This is a genomic window from Cellulophaga sp. F20128 (assembly GCF_023015805.1).
Taxonomy (GTDB): domain Bacteria; phylum Bacteroidota; class Bacteroidia; order Flavobacteriales; family Flavobacteriaceae; genus Cellulophaga.
In genome coordinates, this window is record NZ_JALKBA010000008.1 from 151,632 (window position 1) to 175,253 (window position 23,622).

Below are 23,622 nucleotides of genomic sequence, written 5' to 3' on the forward strand. Positions count from 1 at the left end.
CTCCCCTAATCCTTCCTTTGCTTCGACTTCGCTCAGCATAATCGAAATCAATACACCTCCCCTAATCCCTCCTTTGCTTCGACTTCGCTCAGCACAAGAGGAGGGAGATTAAATAGATTACTCATCTCGTAACGCCTCAACCGGGTTACTGGTGGCTGCCCTAAAACTTTGCCAACTAACCGTTATAATGGCGACACCCAATACAAATAAGCCTGCCAATACAAAAATCCACCAACTTAGCGTTGTTTTATAGGCAAAATTAGAGAGCCAATTGTTCATAGCGTACCAAGAGACTGGTATTGCCAATACAAAGGCAATAGCAACCCACCCTAAAAAATCTTTGTTTAAGAGCGATAGTATTTGCGAAATGGTCGCTCCGTTTACTTTACGGATTCCTATTTCTTTTTTACGCTGTACACAACTATAGGAAGTGAGTCCAAACAAGCCCAAACAGGCTATAAAAATTGCAATCATTGTAAATATCCCGAATGCTTTACCGAATGTTTTATCGTCATTATATTGTGCTTCAAACTTTTTATCTAAAAAGACATAATTAAAAGTTGCTGCTGGAAAAATCTGTTTCCACTTGTTTTCAATTTGGATTAGCGTCTCTGAATAACCAGAAGTAGCTATCATACTTTCATCGAACTTTACCAATACATTATTGCTACTATTATCATGTCGTATTTGTATGGGGATTACTTCCTTCTTTAATCCAAAATGATGGTAATTTTCAATTACACCAGCAATAAGCCAATCGATTCCCCAATATCTTACCGTTTTATTTATGGCCTCCTCAGGGCTTGTAATACCCATTTCCTGCATGCATTTTTCATTGATGATTATGGTACGGCTTCTACCTTCTGCATTTTCAATAAAGGTATCGCCAGCTAGAAATTTAATATCCAGCACATCAAAATAATTGGGTTGAACACTGTAGCTATAGAATACTTTGGTATTGTCTTCTGTGCCGTTTGGGTATTGCAGTCCAATAAAAGAATTCAGATTATCATAACCATCCCCAGGAAAAGTCTTGGCTCGAGACACCTTTTTTACAAATGGTAAATTTTCCAATTCACCCTCCAAGATTTTGTATTTACTTCGTACAAGGGAATCGGGCATTTCAGTTAAAAATTCACTTTGAAAAGCTACTGTGCTATTTAAATTAACGCCAATAGGCTGATTTTGGATAAAATTGATTTGTTTGGAAACAACTATTGCACCTATAATTAGAACAATGGTACCTAAAAACTGAGCAATGATGAATCCCTTTCTAATATTTAATCCGCTAGCCGAAGCCCTTACTTTTCCTTTTAAAGCCTTTACAGGGGAATAACTACTCAGCAAAAAAGCGGGATATAAACCAACCACAATAATTCCTAAAATAACAAATCCAAGGCTTGGTAAAGACTGTGCAATGGAAGCATAGTCCAGTTCCATTTCATTTCCCGTGAGGCTTTCAAACAAAGAAAATACCGCAGTTATAATTAATACTGCTAGTGCAATGGCAATTGTATTTATGACAATTGATTCTATAAACGATTGTACTACCAATTGCGCTTTATGTGCCCCTGCTACTTTACGAATACCTACTTCCTTGGCACGTTCCAACGATTTTGTCGTGGAAAGATTAATATAGTTTAGCCAAGAAAGGATTAAAATGATAAATGCAATCGCCGTAAGAAACTTAATTCTAGAAATACTGCCATTGGTTTCGGCTTCATAGGGTTTGTTAGAATATAAATGAATATCCTCTAATGGTTCTATATTGTATCTTTCATCTGGGTCATCCTCAAAATCTGCGGCAATTACCTTGCTTTTTAACAACGCACTGTTCACATTTTTATCAAGCTTTAGGTAGGTAAAAAAATTACAATGTCCCCAGTTTGGTTCTGCTTCTTCTTTGTTGGCAAACCAGGTATTATACGTTTCCATTGAAATCAAGAACTTTGTTTTCATATGGGTGTTAGATGGAATATCTTTAAGAATACCTGTTACGGTCAACAAAGCCTTATCACCTTCATAGAAAGCAGTTATGGTTTGTTTGATTGGATTTTCAGTACCAAATATTTTCTTTGCAAAAGACTCAGTTAGTACAATTGTATACGGATCTTTAAGTGCCGTTTCTGTGTGTCCACTCAACAATGGGTACTTAAAAACATCAAAGTAAGTAGCATCTGCAAGCGATCCATGAGATTCTTCAAAAATTTTATCGTTGAATTTAAAAGTCACTTTATCAAATCGATACAACCGAACCTGCTCCAACACTTCCGGAAATTCTCGCTTTAATGTTGGGCCAATTAGGTTTGCTGTTTGGGCATCACTAGCCACAAAAGATTCTCCTTCCAAAGCATCCATATACACCCGTTGCACATTTTCCGAACCTTCAAAAGTATCATAACTATTCTCGTAATTTATATAGCGCATAATCAATACAAAAGAAGCTATACCAATGGCCAAACCAGCAATATTAATAAATGAATACAGCTTGTTTTTTAGCAAGTACCTGATCGCTATTTTTAAATATAATTTATGCATGTTTTTTATTTTAATCGTTTCGTAATGAATCTGCTGGATTTACCCATGCCGTTTTTAAAGATTGTGAAAGAATAGATAGTAAAGCAACTAGTAACACCATGGCAACTGGTAATAAAAACATCCAAAGTGTCATATCTATTTTAAAAGCATAGCTTTCTAACCAAGTTTTAATAACAACATAAACGACAGGAATCGCGATTGCTCCTGAAACTAATATTAAACCTAATAGTTTGGTTGGGATTAATAATAAGGCCTGTAGTGTAGTCGCCCCCAAAACTTTCCGGACACTGATTTCTTTTACCTTTTGCATGGCGATATGGGAACCCAACCCAAAGAGGCCTAATGCAGCTATAAAAATGGCTAAAATGGAAAATAGCAGGCAAATAAGGCCAAATTTTTGATCGGCTTGGTACTGCCTATTAAAATGTTCATCCAAGAAAAAATGGTTGAAGGGGTTTCTAGGAAATACTTTGCTATAACTCTGTGCAATAGAAGCTATTGTTGACGCTACATCCTTACCACTAATATTTACCGTTAAATACTCTCCAAAATAGTACGATGGATATAAAAACAATATTTTGTCATACCCATTCTCTAATGACCGCTGATGATAATTTTCGACGACACCAATAACTTCAGCCGTTCTATCTATAGGACCATATTTATAAATTATTTTTTGGTTTATTGCAGCTTCTGGGCTTGCAAAGCCCAAAGCTTTTGCCGTTGCCCTATTAATAAGTACGCGGTACAATTTTGGATCACCGCTATTATCGTCAAATTCATAATCCCCCGCATCTACTTTTACAAAATCACGGCCAGCAACAATAGCTATATCATAGGTTTTTAGAAAGTCATGGTCAATTTCCATAAAACTACTGGTAGTCCCATCTACAGTTTCATCTCCTTTTTTACGCACTGTACTCACTTCCATAATTGGTTTTCCAGGAACTTCGTTACTCAAAGTCGCTGAATTTATGTTAGGACTACGCTCTATTTCATCCTTGAACACCTTAATTTTTAGTTTTGCCTTGGAAAAATCAATATCCATTGGTGCATTTAAAACAAGGTTTTGATCCGCACTAAAGCCCAACTCTTGGTTTTGCATAAAAGCAAACTGATTGTAGACAATAAAGGTTCCAGAGATTAAAGCAATAGATACTGCAAATTGTGTTATCACCAAGGCTTTTCTTAGAAAAGTACCTTTGCTAGACTGATGAAATTTTCCATTGAGTACTTGTATGGGTCTAAAATTTGAAAGTACAAACGCAGGGTAGAGTCCTGCTAACATACCACCAACTAATAATACCCCTATGACAATACCCCACACACTTGCTTTGGTCCACATTGCCATTGAAAGAACATCTACTCCTACTAGTGTGTTAAATGGTTGTACAAGCAAACTCACAAAGAGAATCGCAATAAGAATTGCTATGAAATTGATGATCATAGATTCCCATAAAAACTGGGAAATTAATACCCCTCGTTGCGCGCCTACCACTTTTTTTAAACCTACTTCTTTGGCCCGTTCCATAGATTTTGCCGTAGATAAATTTATAAAATTAATAAGTGCAATGGCAATAACAAAAACGGCAACAATAATTAAAAAAGTCAACGTACTTTCGTTGGAGTTCGCAGACATTTCTTTTTCATAATTGGATTTTAAATGAATGTCTGATACGGGTTGCAAAGCGAATTTAGCTTCATAACCATGCTCAATCATAATCTCGCTCAGGTATTTATGGACAAATGTGGGAAATTTGTCATTTATTGTTTTGGCTTCAGTACCAGGCTTTAGCTGTATATAATTATAAAATGCTGGCCAAATCCAACTCGTGTTAATTTGTTCTCCAATGGTGGCAAGTGATAGTAATATATCCATCTGAAGGTGTGTGTTTTCCGGAAGATCCTGAAAAACTCCATTCACCTTGAACTTGTACCTACTATTAAGGATTACCTCCTTACCCACAGGATTCTCGTTTCCAAAGAGTCGTCTCGCTAATGTTTCTGAAAACAATAACGTTAAAGGATCTTCTAAGGCCGATTCCGGATTTCCTTGTAAAAGTGGAATGTGAAATAAATCTAATACTTCTCCATCTACAAAGTATGTTTTATATCCGTCAGTACTTGATCGGATTACTTCACCAATGTTATTTTTATAAGACATTATTGCCTTAACACCAATGGCTTTAGCATCAAGGACCCTCGCAGATTTTTCTACCTCGGCAAAATCGTCTTGCATTGCAGGTCCAACTGCTGGGTGATTGGTTGCCGAAACTTCAAAATCATTCACCCCTAGATTAGAAGCTAAAGTGACTCTATATAAATTATCGAGTCCTTTATCATAGCTATTTTCGAACCTTAGATATTGAGTAAGTATAATAAAGGCTGTGATACCAACGGCCAAGCCCAAAATATTAATAAATGTGAATACCTTGTTCCTTCCAAAAAAACGTAATGCTATTTTAATGTGGTGTTTTAACATGATCTTTCATTTTTTCTCCTACTAACCCCCTTCTTTGGAGTTGAACTAGATTGGATTTTATTTTCTTTTTCTTTTCATCAGATATATCCTCCTTTTTGGGAATTAGAAGAAACTTTAAATACACCTCCTTTAGTCTCTCCTTTTTAGCAGAGAAGTTCTAAAGAATTATTCTGTTCGTAAGCTTTGTACGGGGTTTGCCCTTGCCGCTTTAATTGTTTTTAAGCCAATTGTTACCGTGGCAATACCAAGTACCATTACCCCTGCAATTGCAAAAAGCCACCAATTTAAATTGATGCGAAAAGCATAGTTTTGGAGCCAATTATATAGAAAATACCATGCAATAGGGGTTGCGATAATAAATGCAATAGCCACTAATTTTAAGAAGTCTTTGGTTAGCATAAACGCAATAGATCCTACGCTTGCCCCTATTACTTTTCGTATCCCAATTTCCTTGGTGCGTTGCGCCACAATAAGCATTGACATTGCAAAGAGACCGATACAACTTAAAATGATAGCGATAATAGAGCCACTAGTAATCATCGTTGCTAAAGACTTTTCTCTTCGAAAGGTTCTGTCTATATTATCGTTTAGGAAAGAGCCCAAAAAGCTGGCGTTAGGTTCAATTTTTTGCCAGGTACTTTCTACGGTATCAAAAGATTTTGCAAGATTCTCCGGTCTAACTTTTACATAGGCATAGGACAACCCCAAATCTCTACTCATAAAAAACATAATGGGTTCAATGCTCTTATCTAGCCCTTGAAAATGGTAATCCTTCAACACTCCATATACTGGTGACTGGGTATCACCATTTATATTTAAAGTAATTGCTAAAGGATCTTTTTCGCCTAATTGTTTGGCCATTGCCTCATTTATAAGAACCCCAAGGCTATCCGCAGCACTGGTGAAATTTCTGCCCTTCACTAGCTCTAAACCAAGGGTTGGTACATAGTTATAATCTATTACTAAGAAATTAGAGTGTGTAACCTTCCCCTTATACTCAAAACCAATAACACTTGAAGACAAAGAGCCATCTTTCCCCATTCCTAAATTATTATCTGCACCTGAAACACTTAATATGTCCGGATTTCCTTTTAGTTCATGTTTGAGTAAGTTAAGGGCTGTATAACTGTTCTTCTTTCCATTTAGCGGAAAAGAAATAACCTGTTCTTTATCAAAACCTAAGTTTATATTACGCATAAATTCTATTTGACCCCGAAGTACCAAGGTGCCAGAAATTAGTAAAATAGCAATACCAAATTGTACTACAATAAGGATGTCGCGAACGCGGTTTTTACCTTTCATAAGTACCTTCCCCTTTAAAGATTGAATCGTTCCAATACGACTCATAAGCAGGGCAGGGTACCCACCAACAAGCACAGTTATTGCAAAAACTAGGGCTACAAAACTACCAAGTATTATGGGTGTAGCTAATAATGTAAGGCTGGCCTCCGTTCTAAAAATTGTTTTAAAATCGTTTATTAGTAAGACACTTAAAAGGAGTCCGAAGCAAATAGAGATCACAAAAACTAGTAGACTTTCTGACCAAAATTGAACAAACAATTGTTTTTTTCGAGCTCCCAATGTTTTACGCATTCCTATTTCTTTAAGACGTTGTGCACTCATTGCAATTCTCATATTAATGAAATTTACACATGCAATAAAGAGAATAAGAAAGGCAACCCCTAAAATTAAATATGGTGTGCTTCTGCTTGCAACAGCCTGGCCTTTTTTATAGCTCGTAAACCTATGATCTTTTAAGGGCAAAAGTTTTAGCATTCTAAATAACCCCTGCTTATTGGCTACTGCACCATCGCGTTTTGCATTTTCAATAGCTTCTTGGTAATGGGAACTAACAAAATTTTGCGTATTCGTTTCAAAGCTTGCTGCGCTTAGGTTTTCTTCCAATTGCAAATACACCTGATGGTATTGGGCATTCCACGAGTCTTTGGTTTGGTTGTATTCGGAATTGTTTTCAAACCGAATTGCCATTTCAAAACCGAAGCTTGTGTTCGACGGATTTTTTTTAGTGATAGCTCCAACTGAAAAAGGCTTTTCTTTACCGTTAATCAGTACACTTACAGTTTCCCCTATCACATTGATGCTACCAAATAACTTTAGAGCGGCATCTTCACTTAACACCACGGACGTTAAGTTTTGTAGCTCATCCCCTTTTTTTCCTTGTAGAAGCGGAAAAGTAAACATTGAAAAATAATTAGGATCAACCCAAATTACGTCTAAGGTCATTTCTTTGTTTCCTTGAATTACCAAGGCCCCACCTTCTAAAACTCTAGTAATTTGAGCTATCCCTGGCACCTCATCACGTAAGGCTGTAGCAAAGGGAGTAGGTTGTGTGGTACCCGCCTTTGGGCCCTGAGCAGTTTGTTGTTCTGAATAGACACCAAAAATGCGGTCTTTATTTTTATGAAAATTTTCGAACGAAAGTTCATAAAAACTTGACATTGCTAATAAAATGGAAACGGCAAATGCAACAGAAAGTCCCAGCACGTTTAAAAAGGTGAAGGTTTTATTTCTTCTTAAATTTCGCCAAGCGATTTTTAGATAGTTTCTAAGCATGATTTTGTTTTTTTCTACTAACCCATCCAAAGGAGCGTTACACGTTTTTTTTTTTCATTTTGATATCTTTTTCTCCCGCTAGGGATCTGACTTTTGGTTGTTGGGGTTCCTCCGCCTTTGATCCCTGATTTACTCCAACTTACCCCAGTATAGGAGGAGGGGTTTTTATTTACACCTCCCTTAATCCCTCCTTGTTAGGAGGGAAGTATTAAAGAATAAATTTATTCCTTATTTCCTCATTATCAACCCATCAACTCCACAAAAGAGTGAACTGAAATTAAAGCTCCTTTGTCCTTCCTTTAATTCAACTTCGTTAAGCACAAGCTAAATGGATTACACCTCCCTTAACCCTTCCTTGTTAGGAGGGAATTTTACTCCGATCGCAAGCTTTTTACAGGGTTGGCCATTGCCGATTTTATAGCTTGAATTCCCAAGGTAAAAGCAGTAATAAAAAAGGCTATTACTCCACTTAACGCAAACATCCACCATTGAAGGGAAATACTATAGGCAAAACTGCTCAACCATGCATTCATTACATACCACGCTATAGGGAAAGCAATTATCGCTGCTAAGCCCACAAGTACGATAAAATCTTTTGATAGTAACACTACGATCTTAAGGATCCCAGCTCCTAAAACTTTACGGATACCTATTTCTTTTATTCTTCTTTTGGCCATAAAGGATATAAGGCCAAACATACCCAAACAAGAAATAAAAATTGTTAACAGGGCAACGATGTTGACCGTTTTCAAAATACCTTCTATCAATCGGTATTGGGCACTTACCATATCCGTTAGTAGTTCCTGTGAATAGGTTCTGCGGGAAGCTATTTTTCCAAATTCCGCAGCAATCAAATCTTGTACTTCTTTTTTATGACCAGGTAGTACCCGAACGGATAGAAAACGATGAGCAGCCAATTTTTTCTTATCTTGATAAAAGTGTACCAAAGGCTCTACGGCGTACTGCATATCCTGGTAATGAAAATCTTCCATAACGCCCACAACTGGGTAACCTGCAGTGGAATCCCCTTTAAATTTCAAACGCTTTCCTTCAATAGAATTCCAGCCTAGCGCTTTCATAGCAGTTTTGTTAATAATCACAGGATTATCGGCCGCATCATCCATATTCTCATCAAAGTCCCGCCCCATTACTAAGGGAATTTTAAGCGTCTTAAGGTAGTCATCATCCGTATAAGCACGACGCATACGGACATTCCTTTCGGTATTAGCATCGTAAAAAGGTGTGTAATTAAAGTAGTAATCGGATGGGATTGCTCCACTGGCGGAAACACTTTCAACAGATGGATCGGCATTTAATCGGTCCAATAAATATTCGAATTTAGATGTCGCAGTACCAATATCCTTATAATCTAAATCAATTTTACCAACAATAATATTTTTCTTTTCGAAGCCTAATGGCGCCTTTTTCATATAGCCAATTTGGCTATTTAAAATAATGGCTAAGCATATAAAAAGAATGGCTATTGAAAATTGTAGGATGATAAAGGAATTACGAAAAAAGAAACTATTTGTGGCACGCTCAATTTTCCCTTTAATTCCCGTAGAAATGGGTACGGAAATGAAGCGTATTGTTGGTAGAATTCCTACCACCAGAGTCACCAATAACCCTAACCCTATGACATAAAAGATAATAGGATAATCATTTTGTACGCTAAATGCAATTTTACCAAAATCGGCACCATAAGTTTCGTTCAGATTGGGCAACAAGACCCCAAGAAACAATATACCAGAAATCAAAACCGAAACAAAAACCAATATGCCATTCTCTAAACAAAACTGAAAGATTACGCTTTTTTTACTACCGCCCAAAATTTTGCGAATTGCAATATCTTTAGTCCGGCGGAACATGGTAGAGGAGTTTAAGTTGAGCAGGTTGACCAAGACAATGAGCAGCACAAAAAACGATGCCGCAATAGAACCGTTAATAATGGTCTTGACTACCGGAATAGCATCCATTCGCATATTGGCATAGGGCATAGCCTTGATCGAGGCAATGGTACTTGGATTCCAATAATTCTTCTGAACCAACCCATAAACAAGCTTTTCAAACTGGACGATATCTACATTTGGCCGTAGCCTTACATAACTTGGGGTAAAACTATTATCCCATCCAGAATTGGCTATAAAGCTCGGGTTATCTTGCAATAGTTCATTGGATAGTACCACGCCCATACGAAACGTAGAATATGGGCTAATGGCGTCAAAAACTCCAGTAACAGTAAGGTGTAAAGAATCATCGGCCATTATGGTTTCCCCTAAAGGATTCTTTTCTCCGAAAATTTTTTGGCTCACCCTATCCGTTAAAATGATGGAATGTTTCTTTTCCAAAGCCGTCTTGGAATCTCCGTATTTAAGGGGCAACGAGAACACCTCAAAAAAATCAGTGTCCACATAGTCTGTCCGTTCCTGCAACTCAGATTTACCATATTCCAACCACATATTTCCCCAACCATGCATATGAGTTCCCGCAATAACATCCGGAGACGATTTTATAATTTCATCCAATAAGGGAAAAACATTATCATTAAAACTTTGGCCGTCAGTGCCTGTTGTTTTTAAATAATAAATATTTTCTTGGTCTATGATATTCGAATTTGCAGTATAAAAGGCATAAACAGAAAAAAGCAAAGTCAAAACACTACCTATCCCAATACTGAGGCCAAGAAGGTTAAACGAAGAAAGTAATCTATTCTTCCATAGATTACGAAGTGATACTTTTAAGTGATTTTGGAACATAACCCTTGTTTATAAATATGATAAATACCTTTTCAACTCTAAATGCATCGCTGTATGTGTTATTGTATTTTCTGTATGATAGTTTCTCCAATAACCAACCCTTTACTTAATTCTGGATCTCCTGTATAGGCTACAGTTGCTTCTCCATAGGCCGTTACTTTTAATCTTTTAGCGACCATTACGCGGTAACTTCCCTCCCCGTAGGCTGTAATTTTTGTATTGTTATTTTGTACACCTAACGTATTAATTTTAGTTTCTCCGTAAGCCGTAATTTTTTGACTTTCTATAGATCCACTTTTTACCTCTAATAAGCTTTCACCGTAGACCGTTGTATGTAGTTCTTGTAATTGCACTTCGTTTAAATATACTTGAGATTCTCCATATATTTTTAAACGCAATTTACTTTGTACAAATGGACTTTTACACACTATGGTTTCCGAGCCACGTAAAGACAATTCTTCAATGTTTTTGTATGTAATCATAGCCTTTACAACGGTTCCTTTATATAGGGACTCCTTTTGTTTATAACCCTTATTGTAGGTCTTTTCATTTTTGGTGACCTTCTTTGCCCCATCTAAATAAACACGTAAGGTTTTGCCAGATACTTCAATATTTATTTTGTCTGCTGTAACTGTACTATTTTCTACTGTTACACTTTCTGTTGTTCCCTGTACAAACGTTACTTGTATGTGCGGACTAATAATAACCTTGGTAAAGGCATTAACCTCTGTTGAATTTTCCTGTGCCACTGCACCAACTGCACATAGAAAAAGGATTGTAATTGCTTTTTTAATTTGATTGATTTTCATTTTTTTTAATTGTTTTTTGATTGATGAATTATTCTCTGCATAAACTTTTCACAGGATTTCATGTGCCTTACATTTCTACTTAAAATTTTACAAATACCTAGTTCTTTTCCTTGTTTATCCACAATATTTAATCTGTACTCCTAATTTTATGCCAAAGACACAACCTACTGTTTGTCAGCTGTTTGTAATTTTTTTATATAAATAATATGTAATTACTGTAAAATATTTTTACACAAAGTGTCAATTTTTTATACGAATAGCTTTCTACAGCCCTATGAAACACCTACAATATTGTTTGCCCCTTGAATAAACTTTTAATTGGGCACACCCTAGTCGATGATATCGATTCAATTCTTATGGTGATAATTGTGATTGGCGGTTCGAAACCATCAGCCATAATTTTTATTCATCTTTTTTGATTTGATTGATGATGAACGCTTTTTTGTCTTTAACTACTGTTACTTTAATCCCTCCTTTACTTCGACTTCGCTCAGCACAAGCGGAGGGAGATTATTTCTTTGGCCTCTCCCCTAAATCCCCTCTCCAAGAGAGAGAGGGGACTTTTTAATTTCTTCCTAATCACAACTTAATTGGCTGTTTTAGAATGGCCTCATATGGTTGTAAAACTCATTGTGCTATCTTTTTAATCTCAATGATCTCTTCACTTAACCCCTCCTTTTACTTCGACTTCGCTCAGCACAAGCGGAGGGAGATTATTCCGTTCGTAAGCTTTTTAAGGGCTTCATTAAAGCCGCTCCAATAGATTGATAACTTATAGTGATTATGGCAATGAATAATGCGATGACTCCAGCACCTACAAAGACTTCCCAACCAATAGTTATGCGATAGGCAAAATCTTCTAACCACCTACTCATTACATACCATCCAATTGGAGTGGCAATTAGGATTGATATTCCGATCAGTTTCAGAAAATTCAAGGTTAATAGTTTATAAATACTCTTAAAGGGAGCCCCCAATACCAGTCGAATACTAATTTCCTTCTTTCGTTGTTCTACCATAAAAGCAGAAAGTGCAAAGAGGCCTAGACAAGCAACCATAACTGCAAACAAGGCAAAACTGTTAAAAATCTTACCCATTCGTTTGATATCTGCATGCATTTGAGCAAATTTTTGATCTAAAAACGTATAATTAAAGGTTTGGTTAGGTACATTTTTTGCCCAAATAGAGCCAATAGCCGTTAAAGCTTTGTCAATTTCTCCATCTTTTAGTTTAACAGAAATGGCGCCAATATCAGTACCAATAACAAGTGCCAATGGTGTAATGTCTTCTTTTAAGGACTTGAAATGAAAATCTGAAACAACACCCACAATGGTCCAATCCCTTCCATTGGAAATTTGCTTTCCAATGGGGTTCGCATACCCAAGTATGCTAGCCATTTTTTCGTTAATTATAATGGAGTGAATTGAATCTGAAGCAAATTCATCAGAAAAATCACGTCCTTTTGCCAATTGCATGCCTAAGGTTTGTATATAGTCATAATCTACCCGCCATATTTGAGTAGGGATGCCTCTTTCTTCATTTCCTTCATCCGATTTTCGAAATGTATTCCCGTTTCGTTTGGTTCCTTCAATAGGCAAATAATCGCTTGTGGTTACTTGCTGTACCATGGGTAATTGTAACAACTGATTTTTAAAACTAGCCGATTTATTTCCAAGAATAGTGCTACCCTCTATAATCACCACTTGCTCCTTATTGTAGCCTAGTTCCTTATGTACTATAAAATTCATCTGCTTATAGATAATAAGTGTTCCTATAATTAAAATAACAGAGGTTGTAAATTGGAAGATGACCAATCCGCTGCGCAATCTACCGCTTTTACTTCCCGTACTAAGATCTCCCTTAAGAACAGCTATTGGCTTAAAAGCTGACAAATAAAAGGCGGGATAAAGCCCTGCAATGAATCCGATGCTTAGGGCTGAAATTATAATTATTAAAAAGAACCAGAACGATTGCCAAGGCATACTTACAGATTTCATAGCAATGGTATTAAAAGATGGCAATAGCAACCAAGCCAGTACTACTCCTAACACAAAAGACAGTATACTATACAAAACGGATTCGGTTAAAAACTGTGCTACAAGATTGCTTTTAAAAGCGCCTATGGTCTTGCGCAAGCCTACTTCTTTAGCCCTATTGGCCGATTTTGCTGTAGATAAATTGATGAAGTTGATACAGGCCAATACTAAAATAAAGCCTGCAATTGCCGCAAAAAGCCATACAAACCGTATATCTCCATGGGGTAAACCATCCCCCATTTTTAGGTCAGATTTTAAATGTATATCCCCTATGGGTTGTAGTTTGTATTCTATGGTTTTTAATACCTCAATAAAATCTGGAGCACGACCCCTTTCCATTTGTGCTGGAATCACATAGTTTTCTATAATGGAAAACATTTTCTTTTCCAGTTCCTGAACATTTGCTTTGTCATCGACCAAAACATAGGTAAAATAGTTTTGATTGGTCCAACACATGTTTGTGTCTTCTATGGGAAGGATAAAGTCGAATTGCAAATGTGTATTTGCCGGAAGGTCTTCCATTACCCCACTAACCGTATACGGTTTAGCCGTGTTATTGTCTAGAATAATACTTTTTCCCAAGGCATCACCATTAGGGAAATAGGTAGCTGCCTTACTTTTAGATAGCACCAAACTTCCGGGCTCTGTAAGTGCACTGGTATTATTGCCTTGAATTAAATTAATCTCTAAAATTTCAAACAGCTCTTGGTTTCCAAAAACAAACCCATCCTCAAAATTATTTTGGGATTCCCCTGCTACTCGAAGTCCTCTTTTACCTGCTCCAAAAAGCTCACTAGTATTTACCTTGCCAGCCTTTTTAATTTCTGGAAAGTCTGACGCTAAGGCATCTGCAAAGGGCAGTTGAAAATGAACGCTTTTCATTTGCTCTCCGTTCATTTCACCTTGCAGAACAACCCTATAAATATGATCCGTGTTTTGGTAATGTTTATCATACCCCAATTCATCCTTTATAAAAAGGGCAATGAGCAAACACGCAGCAATACCTACTGCAAAACCTCCAATTTTTATACTCGTAAAAAGTTTTTCCTTTTTAATACTCCGCCATGCTATTTTAAGATGATTTTTGAACATTTTTTTTGATTGATTGATGATGAACTCTTCTTCTCTATTTTGCTATAATCCCTTAAACACCTCCCTTAGTCCCTCCTTTACTTCGACTTCGCTCAGCACAAGTGGAGGGAGACCTAAAGAATTACTCTGTTCGTAAACTTTTTACTGGGTTTGCCGTTGCTGCTTTATAACTTTGCCAACTTACCGTTAACAATGCAATAACCATAGTAAACAGCCCTGCTAAGGCAAAAATCCACCAACTAATGTTGGTTTTATAAGCAAAATTCTCTAACCATTTGCTCATAGCATAATAAGCTATTGGACAAGCGATGACAAAAGCAACCAAAACCCATTTAATAAAATCTTTATTAAGCATGATTAAAACCTCTTGGATGGTAGCGCCGTTTACTTTGCGTATACCAATTTCCTTAATACGACGTTGGGTATCGTAGAGAGCAATGGTAAATAAGCCAATGGCCGATATTAATAAAGCAATAACGGTAAAAAGAATGTATATGGTGCTTAAGCGTTTATCTTTATCGTACAGGGCGACTATGTCGTCGCTTAAAAAGGTGTAGTTAAAGGTATGGTTGGGATTTACTTCATTAAACAATTTTTGGATTTGGTCTATTGTTTCTTGATTTTGATTATTATGAAATTGAATAAAATAATCAGCATTACTAATTTCCCCATTATAAATAATAAGTGGTTTAGGTTTTGATGCTAAATGCTCATAATTAAAATTTTTCACAACACCTATAACCTCAAAATTATTCCCCCATGAAATATTTTCTATTGTCGTAGTACTAATATCTTCAAAACCCCAATGTTTTTTAGCGGCCTCATTTATTATAATTTTATGTTCCCGTTTGTGGTCTATTTCTTTATCAAAAAATCGACCTTCTAATAACTCTAAACCAAAAAGATCTTGGCATTCTGTGGAGATAACTAATGTATTTAAAGATTCAAAACGCGAAGTTTCTTGCCTGGTTTTCCATTCAATTTGATAAACATCTAAAGGAGATCTTCCTTGACCAACTGTATTTATGCCAGAGAAAGAGGCAAGTTGGTTTTCAATATATTTTGGTTTTTCAAGTATTTTTTTTCTATCAGCACCCTGTTTCTCTTCACTCCCAATTATAACAGTTGGATTATGCGCTGTTGGTAAATATAGTTTTACTTTCATAATGTTTTCGGAATTAAACCCTAAATCTTTGTTTAGCATTAATTGAAGTTGTTTAGAAACTATTATGGACGATATAAGAAGAATAACCGCTAATGTATATTGAACTAAAACTATAATCTGTTTTCCTTTAAGTTGTTGTTGATTCTTTATATTTAATACTACTGAAAAACGATTGATACTAATCATTGGATATATTAAACCAATGCTTGTAATTATTGTTAAAAACAAAATATTAATTAATAAAACCTTTAAAACTGGCGGCTTTAAATTAACGTTCATAAGACTATTAAAATAAGGAATAACTAAATTATAAGCTATTGTTATTATAATAGCTGATATGACAATTGTGATGATATTTTCAACTAACTTTTGATAATAAATATTCTTTTTGAAGGCTCCAATGATTTTGGATATTACTATATTCTTGACAACGGAATTGACATTGATAATTTGAAGATTAGAAAAATTGAGAATAGACACCGATAGTATTATTAAAATAAAGATTATTAAGATGTCTATATTATACCTATTTCCTGAACTAAACACCGGAAGGGCCTTTATTTGATTAAAATTGTTGCTAAAATAAAGGTCTTTTAATTTTACTGTTTTAGTAGTACTTTCTGTTAATTGTGGATGAAAGTTAGGAACATTATTATTGGAATATTTAATTTTTTCATCAAAATCATTTTGATGAACATTTTCTTTTAATCTTACAAACTGTACCCCAAGCATGCCATAGAAAATACCTGCATTGGGTATTAAAATATCAAATTTAAGAGAACTATTTGATGGTATTTTAACAATACCTTTTACAATATGAGAACCTTGATACATTCCCGTTTCAAAATCCACCTTTTTACCCATCGGGTTGTCATTACCAAATAATTTTTTACTGAAATCTTCACTTAATATTATGGCTTCGTAATCATCCAAAATGGTGTTTTCATCACCTACTGCCAATTTAAAACCAAACATCTTTAAAAAGCTACTGTCCACAACCATACCAATGGGGGTAAATGTGTTATCGTTGTATTTTAGTTTAATTTCATCTTTATTAAAATTTATTAATGACGTAATATCTACAACTTCTGGATACTCATAATAATTATTCTTAAAAGGTGACATCCAATCACTTTTAGAAGAGGTTTTCATGGTTATCATGTATATATCTTCTGCTTTTTCATGAAAATCATCCATGGTAAGTTCGTTGTGCACGTACGAAAACAATAGTGAAATACACAATGCTCCCAAACAAAGGGTGGCCAGACTACCGCCAAAAATAATTTTGTTGGCTTTAAAGTTTCTAACTGCAAATTTTATATAGTGATTAAGCATTCCTTTTTTGATTTGATTGATGATGAACTCCTGATGCTTATTTTGCTAGCGCCTCAAAAGGCTTGTTATGGCTTTCGGTTACTATTTGTCCGTCAAAAAGGTTAACTACTCTGTGGGCATAATGTGAATCTCGGTCTGAGTGTGTAACCATAACAATAGTGGTCCCTTCTTGATTTAATTCTGTTAACAGATTCATTACAGCGATTCCGTTCTTAGAATCTAAGTTCCCTGTTGGCTCATCTGCCAAGATTAATTTTGGATTGGTAACCACTGCTCTGGCAATGGCCACACGTTGTTGTTGTCCACCCGATAATTGCTGCGGAAAATGCTTTTCTCTGTGTGCTATTTTCATACGTTCTAGAACCGCTCTTACTTTTTGTTTGCGCTCGCTCTTGTTCATTTTTAAATAGATTAGTGGCAACTCTACATTTTCAAAAACGGTAAGCTCGTCTATAAGATTAAAACTCTGAAAAACGAATCCTAAATTGCCTTTCCGTAAACCTGTACGCTGACTTTCTTTTAGTCCGCCTACTTCGTGGCCAGCAAATTTATAACTGCCTTCAGACGGATTGTCTAGCATTCCTATAATATTCAACAAGGTAGATTTACCACAACCCGAAGGTCCCATTATGGCAACAAATTCTCCCTCACCTACATTTAGGTTCACTTTATTTAATGCCAAAGTTTCTACTTCTTCGGTTCTAAAACTCTTTTTAAGATCTTGTATTTTTATCATTTTTTAGTTGTTTTATACGATACTATAATTTTTTTTTAACACCTAGGTTGCTTTTGCTTTACGCTATTCAAGAAAAGTGGGTTACACCTCCCTTAATCCTTCCTTTACTTCGGCTTCGCTCAACACAAGCGGAGGGAAGTCAAGTTTTTTTCCCTTCGGGGAGGGATTTAGGGGTGGAGTTTACTTCAATACTATTTTTTCTGCCTCCCCAAAACTATCGTAGTTAGAGGTGATTACATTTTCACCTGCTTGCAGTCCTTCCAACACTTCATAATACCTAGAATTCTGTTTCCCTATTCTAATGCTTCTTTTTAAAGCCTCGCCTCCATCAGGGTTCACAACAAAAATCCATTGTCCGCCTGTACTCTGAAAAAAACTTCCCTTAGACACTAATAGCGCATCTGAAGATGCTCCCAATTGCAACTTAATATTGTAACTCTGCCCTGCACGGATATTTTCAGGTTTTTCACCAGTAAATACTAAGTCCACCTTAAATTTACCCCCACGTACTTCTGGGTACACCTTGCGCAAGCGCAAATTATAGGTGGTGCCATTACGCTCAAAAGAAGCGTTTAAGTCTCGTTTTACACGATCTATATAATGTTCGTCTATCTCTGCTTCTATCTTATAATCGGTTAGCACATTGATCTGACCTATACGCTGTCCTTGTCCAATACTCTGACCTATTTCAGCATCTAAATAACCCAATTGCCCATCTGCTGGCGCCCGTACGTTTAAATGGTCTAAACGTTCATACACCATAGACAAGGTTTTGCGCATTCGTTCCAAATCTGTATCTAAACCTGCAATAGTGGTGCTTTGTGATTTATCATCATTTTCCGTTTGCAGTTTGGTTATCTCATATTGTTTTTGAGAAAGTTCAAAATCTTCCTTAGCTGTCACATAGGTTTCTTTGGAGATTAACTCGTCATCATACAAGGCCTTATTCTGTTCAAACTTTCGTTTTAGCTGTCGCAATTCGTGCGAAGAATTTGCCAAGGATTTTTGGCCATCAACCTTTCTAGATTCAAAATTTAATCGTGTTGAACGCAAATCGTTTTCCTTTAATGCCAAGCTACTTTCACTCCCTAAAATTTGCTCGTAAAGACTACTGTTTTCAAGCTTCAGAATAATATCTCCTTTTTTAACCATTGCCCCTTCTTCAATCAATTTTTCCGTAACCCTACCGCCTTCGTACGCATCCATATAAATAGTTGCAATAGGGGCAACACTACCATTTATAGTGATATAATCATCAAACTTACCTTGAGTTACTGCTGTTATAGACAATTTGTCTTTTTCTGTCCGGAATGTATTCACTGCACTACCCCATACTATTTTATATAGGGCAAAGGCTAGCAATAACCCAAGTGCTATATAACCGTAATGTTTTGGTCGTAATCCTTTTTTCTTTTCTAGTTGAATATCCATCTATATTGTAATTGTTAGTTTAGTTTAAATACTGGTAATCCGTTATAAAAAGCCACAGTGCTCTCGTTTACCTTAAGTCTTATTTGTACTTGCAAATTTTCATTTTTAGCTGTGGTGTACAAAACCTTGGATTGATACAACTCCAGGGCTGAAATCATTTCCCTTTCGTACTTTTTTTGGGCAATGGAAAAACTTAATTCTTGTGCTTCCATCTTTTTTAGGCTTTGTTGGTATTCCATTTGAAGTGCCTTTTGTTCTTGTACCAATTGTTGAATCAGCTGAAACAGTTCTTGCTCTTGTATCTTTAAATTATTGTTAGCCTGCTCTAATGCAATTTTACGTTGTTTAATTTGAGATCTTCCCGACCAACCGTTGCTAATGGGAATGTTCATAGACAATCCAATTGCGCTAGAGCCATTGTCTCTAATCTGATCTTTAAAGGCTATAATTTCTTGAGAAATAGCATCAATGCTAGTTTCATAATACCCCGTACCATAACCAGCAGAAAGGGATATGGAAGGATACAAATCTCCCCTTGCAATTGCTAGCTCCTTTTTGGCAGCTTCTACTCGGAATTTGCTCGATTTAATACTCGGTAAAAATCCCTGGGCAGTTGCATAAACTGAATCCATATTCATAGTGGCAATCGGCTTCTTTTTTTCGAGTTCAGTTAATGAGGTTCTCAACCTTATGGTACTTACATTTTCTAAATTCATTTCCTGGATTAATATCAATTTTGCAGCTTCCAATTGGTTTTCTGCTTGGGTAATTGCCAATTTATCGGTTAACAAAACAGCTTCAGCATCATACAGGTCTGCCTTGGCTTTTAATCCCAAATCCAATTGTTTTTTTACAAAGGCATAATTCGTATCTGATATGGTTTCTTGTTCTTTGGCTATAGCAACCAAACCTTCATAAAAACGAATATCATAAAAAGCAGACATCACCCTAAAGGCCAACAAATACTTTTGTTGCAAGGCATCTTCCTGAACTGCCTGGTATACATACTTGGTTGCCTTTATACTATTTAGCTTTTGAAAACCCCTAAAAATATCTATGGAAGAATTCAAGGAATAGGTATTGGAAAAGAAATCCGTGTTAACAATGTCATTGTTATTAGGATCTACAGACCTTCCATATCTAATATTATACCCTGCATACCCATTAATACCGGGTAACAAATTACGAATTGATTGCTTGTGTGTCTCCTTGCTCGAAGCCACATTGTACGTAAGGTTATTCAATTCTAAATTATGAGTAATGGCATAGGCAATACACTCTTCTAAAGACCAGTTTTCTTGGCCCATTGATGGTATGGAAATCAAAAATGATAGGAAAAGAATTATTTTTATTTTCAAGTTCATAATTTTATGGTGTGCCAACCGTAGTACTATAGTTGTGCCAAAAACACAAATCGCTTATTATCAATTTATTACAAATACCAAATTAGGCAAAACAACCGTAATGTGTAAAAAATATATACAAATATTGTCCAATATTTGGACAATAGTAACGGAATGTGCCAGATGATTTGTAGTTTTAATCCAATAGCAAACAAAAAACAATGCCAAAAGGTAAAATATTAATAGTAGATGACAACAAAAGTGTACTAAGTGCTCTTGAAATCTTACTACAATTTGAGTATGATAAAGTAGACACTTTAAGCAATCCTAATCAACTTTCTACTTTTGAGAATTTAGCCACCTATGACATTGTATTGTTAGATATGAATTTCTCAGCTGGTGTAAACACAGGGAACGAAGGTTTGTATTGGAACAGCGTTATCAAGAAAAGGGCTCCACATATTTCAGTAATAATGATGACTGCTTATGGGGCTATTGATTTAGCGGTACAAGCACTTAAAGAAGGGGCCACAGATTTTATTTTAAAACCCTGGAACAATGACAAGTTATTGGCTACCTTAAAATCGGCCTACTCCTTACGCGCCTCACAAAAAGAAGTTAGCGAGCTCAAGGAAAAAGAAAGCCATCTTAAACAGGTCATTAATCAACATAAGAATTACATCATTGGCAATTCGAAAGCACTGACTTCAGTTTTAAACTTGGTGCAAAAAGTAGCGAAAACAGATGTAAATGTATTGGTAACCGGAGAAAATGGAACGGGAAAAGAATTAATTGCAAGGGAATTACACCAATCTTCTACACGAAAGAATGAGGTTTTTATTGGGGTTGATATGGGTTCTATTTCAGAAACCTTATTTGAAAGCGAACTTTTTGGTCATACCAAAGGCGCCTTTACAGATGCCAAGGAAGATAGAGCGGGTAAGTTTGAAGCCGCCAACGGAGGTACCCTATTTTTAGATGAAATTGGAAATTTAAGCTTACAAACACAGGCAAAACTGTTATCTGCTATCCAAAACAAAGTTGTGGTACGTGTTGGGGCTAACAAGCCAATTTCGGTAGACATCCGATTGATTTGTGCCACCAATTGCAGTTTGGATAAAATGGTAGCAGATGGCCTTTTTAGAGAAGATTTACTCTACCGGATTAATACCATACACGTAGAGGTGCCTCCGCTGAGAGACCGGGGTGATGATGTGTTGCTTTTGGCCGATTTTTACCTGCAAAAATTCATGTCTAAATACAGTAAATTAGGGTTGCGTATTAATAATTTAGCCCAAGAAAAGTTAATTGCATACAGTTGGCCAGGAAATGTTAGAGAATTACAACACACTATGGAAAGAGCTGTTATTTTATGCGATGGCACGGTTCTAAAGCCAACCGATTTTATTCTAAATGAAAAAGGAACTCCTACTGTAAATACAGCGGCTATGACCTTATCTGAGATGGAATTGATCCTGATTAATGATGCCTTAAAAAAATACGATGGCAATTATAGTGCCGCTGCAAACCAACTCGGAATTTCTAGGCAAACCTTATACAATAAAATAAAAAAATCTGAAAATGGCGAGTAAAAGTTTCTATTTTCAGTTGGTGTTACGGGTCGTTTTTATTACGCTATCTGCTTTGGGTGTAGCCTACTTCTTTTTTGATAAAAATTATAAATTGGCAGGGCTCTTTTTAGTGCTTTTGGTGGTGCTTTCTATATATCTCATTAAATATGTAAACCATACCAATAGAAAAATTGCTTACTTTTTTGAATCGATCAAAAATGAAGATTTTACCCTACGTTTTCCAGAGTATGAAAATGTAAAATCTTTAAAAGAGCTGAATAGAAGTTTAAACATGCTCAATGAAATGATTCATAAAGTACATGTGCAAAATCAAGTACAAGAAAAGTATTACCAAGAAATTTTAAAACACGCAGACATTGGAATTTTAACCATAAACAACAAAGGGCATATTTTGTATGCCAACCCAAGAGTAGAACATTTGCTAAATTACACCCCATTAAACCACGTAAAGCAATTGCTTCAGGTAGACAAGGGCTTGTATGATTTGTTTGCCACCTTGGAACCTTTTCAACGTAAATTAATTGAACTTACCAACGAGCGAGAAAAAATACAACTGACCCTTAAGTCGACCACCGTAACGCTAGACAATAAAAACTTATTGGTGGTTGTAGTACAAGACATCCAAAAGGAACTGGATGAAAAAGAAGCCGATTCTTGGGTGAAATTAATTCGGGTTTTAACCCACGAAATTATGAATACCATCACCCCTATTACATCGATCTCTGAATCTATTTTAAATTATTACAAAAAGGATGATGGTTTAATTCCTATAAAAGAACTCACTGAAAAACACATTCAAAACACCTATAAAGGATTGGAAGTAGTAAAGGAACAAGGCAATAACCTAATGGATTTTGTTCAGTCTTATCGGAGTTTTTTAAACATTCCTACCCCAGACAAAAGCCTCGTTGCAGCAGAAAAGTTATTACAAAAAGTACTGCTGCTTATCGATCAGGATCAGCAAAACAAAAACATTGATTTCCAAATATTGATTATTCCAGATGATCTCGATTTATTTGTGGATGAAAAACAGATCACCCAAGTATTGCTTAATTTATGTAAAAATGCTGTTCAATCTATCGCTGAACAAGAAAAGGCATCTATTAAAATTACTGCTGGAATAACGGCAAATGGTGAAAAATATATTTCTGTATGGGACAATGGCCCTGGTATTCCACCCGAATTAATGGATGAAATTTTTATTCCGTTTTTTACAACAAAAAATACGGGAACTGGTATAGGTTTAAGCTTGTCTAAACAAATAGTACGACTGCATGGTGGAAGCTTAAAATTAAGAAGTATTCTCAATCAGGAAACTGTGTTTACCCTATTGTTTCCCTAAAATAGGATTTGCATATATCCAGAAGTGGCCCAGTGTTTCCTTATTTATTCCAAATGGAAATACACCTCCTTGAATCCCTCCTTTATTTCGACTTCGCTCAGCACAAGCGGAGGGAAATTATTTCTTTGTCCTCTCCCCTAAATCCCCTCTCCAAGAGAGAGGGGACTTTTTAATTTCTTTCTAATTACAACTTAATTGGTTGTTTTAGAACGGCTTCGTTAGGTTGTAAAATTGATTCTACTATCTTTTTTATCTCAATGTACTCTTCACTTAATCCCTCCTTTACTTCGACTTCGCTCAGCACAAGCGGAGGGAAATTATTTCTTTGACTTCTCCCCTAAATCCCCTCTCCAAGAGAGAGGGGACTTTTTAATTTCTTTCTAATTACAAC

12 protein-coding genes are annotated in these 23,622 nt (G+C 36.0%); 2 read left to right on the top strand and 10 right to left on the bottom strand.

Annotation, left to right across the window (positions count from 1 at the left end; translation table 11 throughout):
- Window positions 1-117: 117 nt before the first annotated feature.
- The 10 genes from MWU65_RS10015 to MWU65_RS10060 form a co-directional block, all read right to left on the bottom strand.
- Window positions 118-2,538, bottom strand: a complete 2,421-nt coding sequence (locus MWU65_RS10015; protein WP_247077535.1) for an ABC transporter permease — start codon at window positions 2,536-2,538, stop codon at window positions 118-120.
- Between the two features lie 10 nt (window positions 2,539-2,548).
- Window positions 2,549-5,020 (bottom strand): ABC transporter permease, encoded by a 2,472-nt coding sequence (locus MWU65_RS10020; RefSeq protein ID WP_247077537.1) that lies wholly within the window; start codon window positions 5,018-5,020, stop codon window positions 2,549-2,551.
- Window positions 5,021-5,185: 165 nt separating this feature from the next.
- On the bottom strand, window positions 5,186-7,594 hold the full coding sequence (locus tag MWU65_RS10025) for an FtsX-like permease family protein (protein ID WP_247077539.1): 2,409 nt from the start codon (window positions 7,592-7,594) through the stop codon (window positions 5,186-5,188).
- A 371-nt stretch (window positions 7,595-7,965) separates the two neighbouring features.
- Window positions 7,966-10,350, bottom strand: a complete 2,385-nt coding sequence (locus tag MWU65_RS10030) for an ABC transporter permease (protein WP_247077541.1) — start codon at window positions 10,348-10,350, stop codon at window positions 7,966-7,968.
- 59 nt (window positions 10,351-10,409) lie between these two features.
- Complete coding sequence (locus MWU65_RS10035) at window positions 10,410-11,159, bottom strand: head GIN domain-containing protein (RefSeq protein ID WP_247077542.1); 750 nt, start codon at window positions 11,157-11,159, stop codon at window positions 10,410-10,412.
- Window positions 11,160-11,872: 713 nt separating this feature from the next.
- Window positions 11,873-14,287: an ABC transporter permease gene (locus MWU65_RS10040; RefSeq protein ID WP_247077543.1), complete on the bottom strand. Its 2,415-nt coding sequence runs from the start codon at window positions 14,285-14,287 to the stop codon at window positions 11,873-11,875.
- Between the two features lie 121 nt (window positions 14,288-14,408).
- A complete protein-coding gene (locus MWU65_RS10045; RefSeq protein ID WP_247077544.1) occupies window positions 14,409-16,787 on the bottom strand; it encodes an ABC transporter permease in 2,379 nt (792 codons plus the stop codon).
- Between the two features lie 37 nt (window positions 16,788-16,824).
- Window positions 16,825-17,523 carry an ABC transporter ATP-binding protein gene (locus MWU65_RS10050; RefSeq protein WP_247077546.1) on the bottom strand — a complete coding sequence of 233 codons (699 nt, stop codon included), beginning with the start codon at window positions 17,521-17,523 and terminating at the stop codon, window positions 16,825-16,827.
- Window positions 17,524-17,703: 180 nt separating this feature from the next.
- On the bottom strand, window positions 17,704-18,954 hold the full coding sequence (locus tag MWU65_RS10055) for an HlyD family efflux transporter periplasmic adaptor subunit (protein WP_247077548.1): 1,251 nt from the start codon (window positions 18,952-18,954) through the stop codon (window positions 17,704-17,706).
- Window positions 18,955-18,968: 14 nt separating this feature from the next.
- Window positions 18,969-20,318 (bottom strand): TolC family protein, encoded by a 1,350-nt coding sequence (locus tag MWU65_RS10060; protein ID WP_247077551.1) that lies wholly within the window; start codon window positions 20,316-20,318, stop codon window positions 18,969-18,971.
- Between the two features lie 200 nt (window positions 20,319-20,518).
- Here MWU65_RS10060 and MWU65_RS10065 point away from each other — a divergent pair, with 200 nt between their 5' ends.
- Together MWU65_RS10065 and MWU65_RS10070 are read left to right on the top strand one after the other, a co-directional pair.
- Window positions 20,519-21,889 carry a sigma-54 dependent transcriptional regulator gene (locus MWU65_RS10065; protein WP_247077552.1) on the top strand — a complete coding sequence of 457 codons (1,371 nt, stop codon included), beginning with the start codon at window positions 20,519-20,521 and terminating at the stop codon, window positions 21,887-21,889.
- Window positions 21,879-23,231 (top strand): ATP-binding protein, encoded by a 1,353-nt coding sequence (locus MWU65_RS10070; RefSeq protein ID WP_247077554.1) that lies wholly within the window; start codon window positions 21,879-21,881, stop codon window positions 23,229-23,231. Before MWU65_RS10065 ends, MWU65_RS10070 begins: the two co-directional genes overlap by 11 nt.
- Window positions 23,232-23,622: the final 391 nt, after the last annotated feature.

Coding starts and splice junctions, on each gene's coding strand:
- MWU65_RS10035 (WP_247077542.1), bottom strand. CDS start 11,159: ATGAAAATCAATCAAATTAAAAAAGCAATTACAATCCTTTTTCTATGT.
- MWU65_RS10055 (WP_247077548.1), bottom strand. CDS start 18,954: ATGGATATTCAACTAGAAAAGAAAAAAGGATTACGACCAAAACATTAC.
- MWU65_RS10050 (WP_247077546.1), bottom strand. CDS start 17,523: ATGATAAAAATACAAGATCTTAAAAAGAGTTTTAGAACCGAAGAAGTA.
- MWU65_RS10020 (WP_247077537.1), bottom strand. CDS start 5,020: ATGTTAAAACACCACATTAAAATAGCATTACGTTTTTTTGGAAGGAAC.
- MWU65_RS10070 (WP_247077554.1), top strand. CDS start 21,879: ATGGCGAGTAAAAGTTTCTATTTTCAGTTGGTGTTACGGGTCGTTTTT.
- MWU65_RS10040 (WP_247077543.1), bottom strand. CDS start 14,287: ATGTTCAAAAATCATCTTAAAATAGCATGGCGGAGTATTAAAAAGGAA.
- MWU65_RS10015 (WP_247077535.1), bottom strand. CDS start 2,538: ATGCATAAATTATATTTAAAAATAGCGATCAGGTACTTGCTAAAAAAC.
- MWU65_RS10060 (WP_247077551.1), bottom strand. CDS start 20,318: ATGAACTTGAAAATAAAAATAATTCTTTTCCTATCATTTTTGATTTCC.
- MWU65_RS10045 (WP_247077544.1), bottom strand. CDS start 16,787: ATGCTTAATCACTATATAAAATTTGCAGTTAGAAACTTTAAAGCCAAC.
- MWU65_RS10030 (WP_247077541.1), bottom strand. CDS start 10,350: ATGTTCCAAAATCACTTAAAAGTATCACTTCGTAATCTATGGAAGAAT.
- MWU65_RS10025 (WP_247077539.1), bottom strand. CDS start 7,594: ATGCTTAGAAACTATCTAAAAATCGCTTGGCGAAATTTAAGAAGAAAT.
- MWU65_RS10065 (WP_247077552.1), top strand. CDS start 20,519: ATGCCAAAAGGTAAAATATTAATAGTAGATGACAACAAAAGTGTACTA.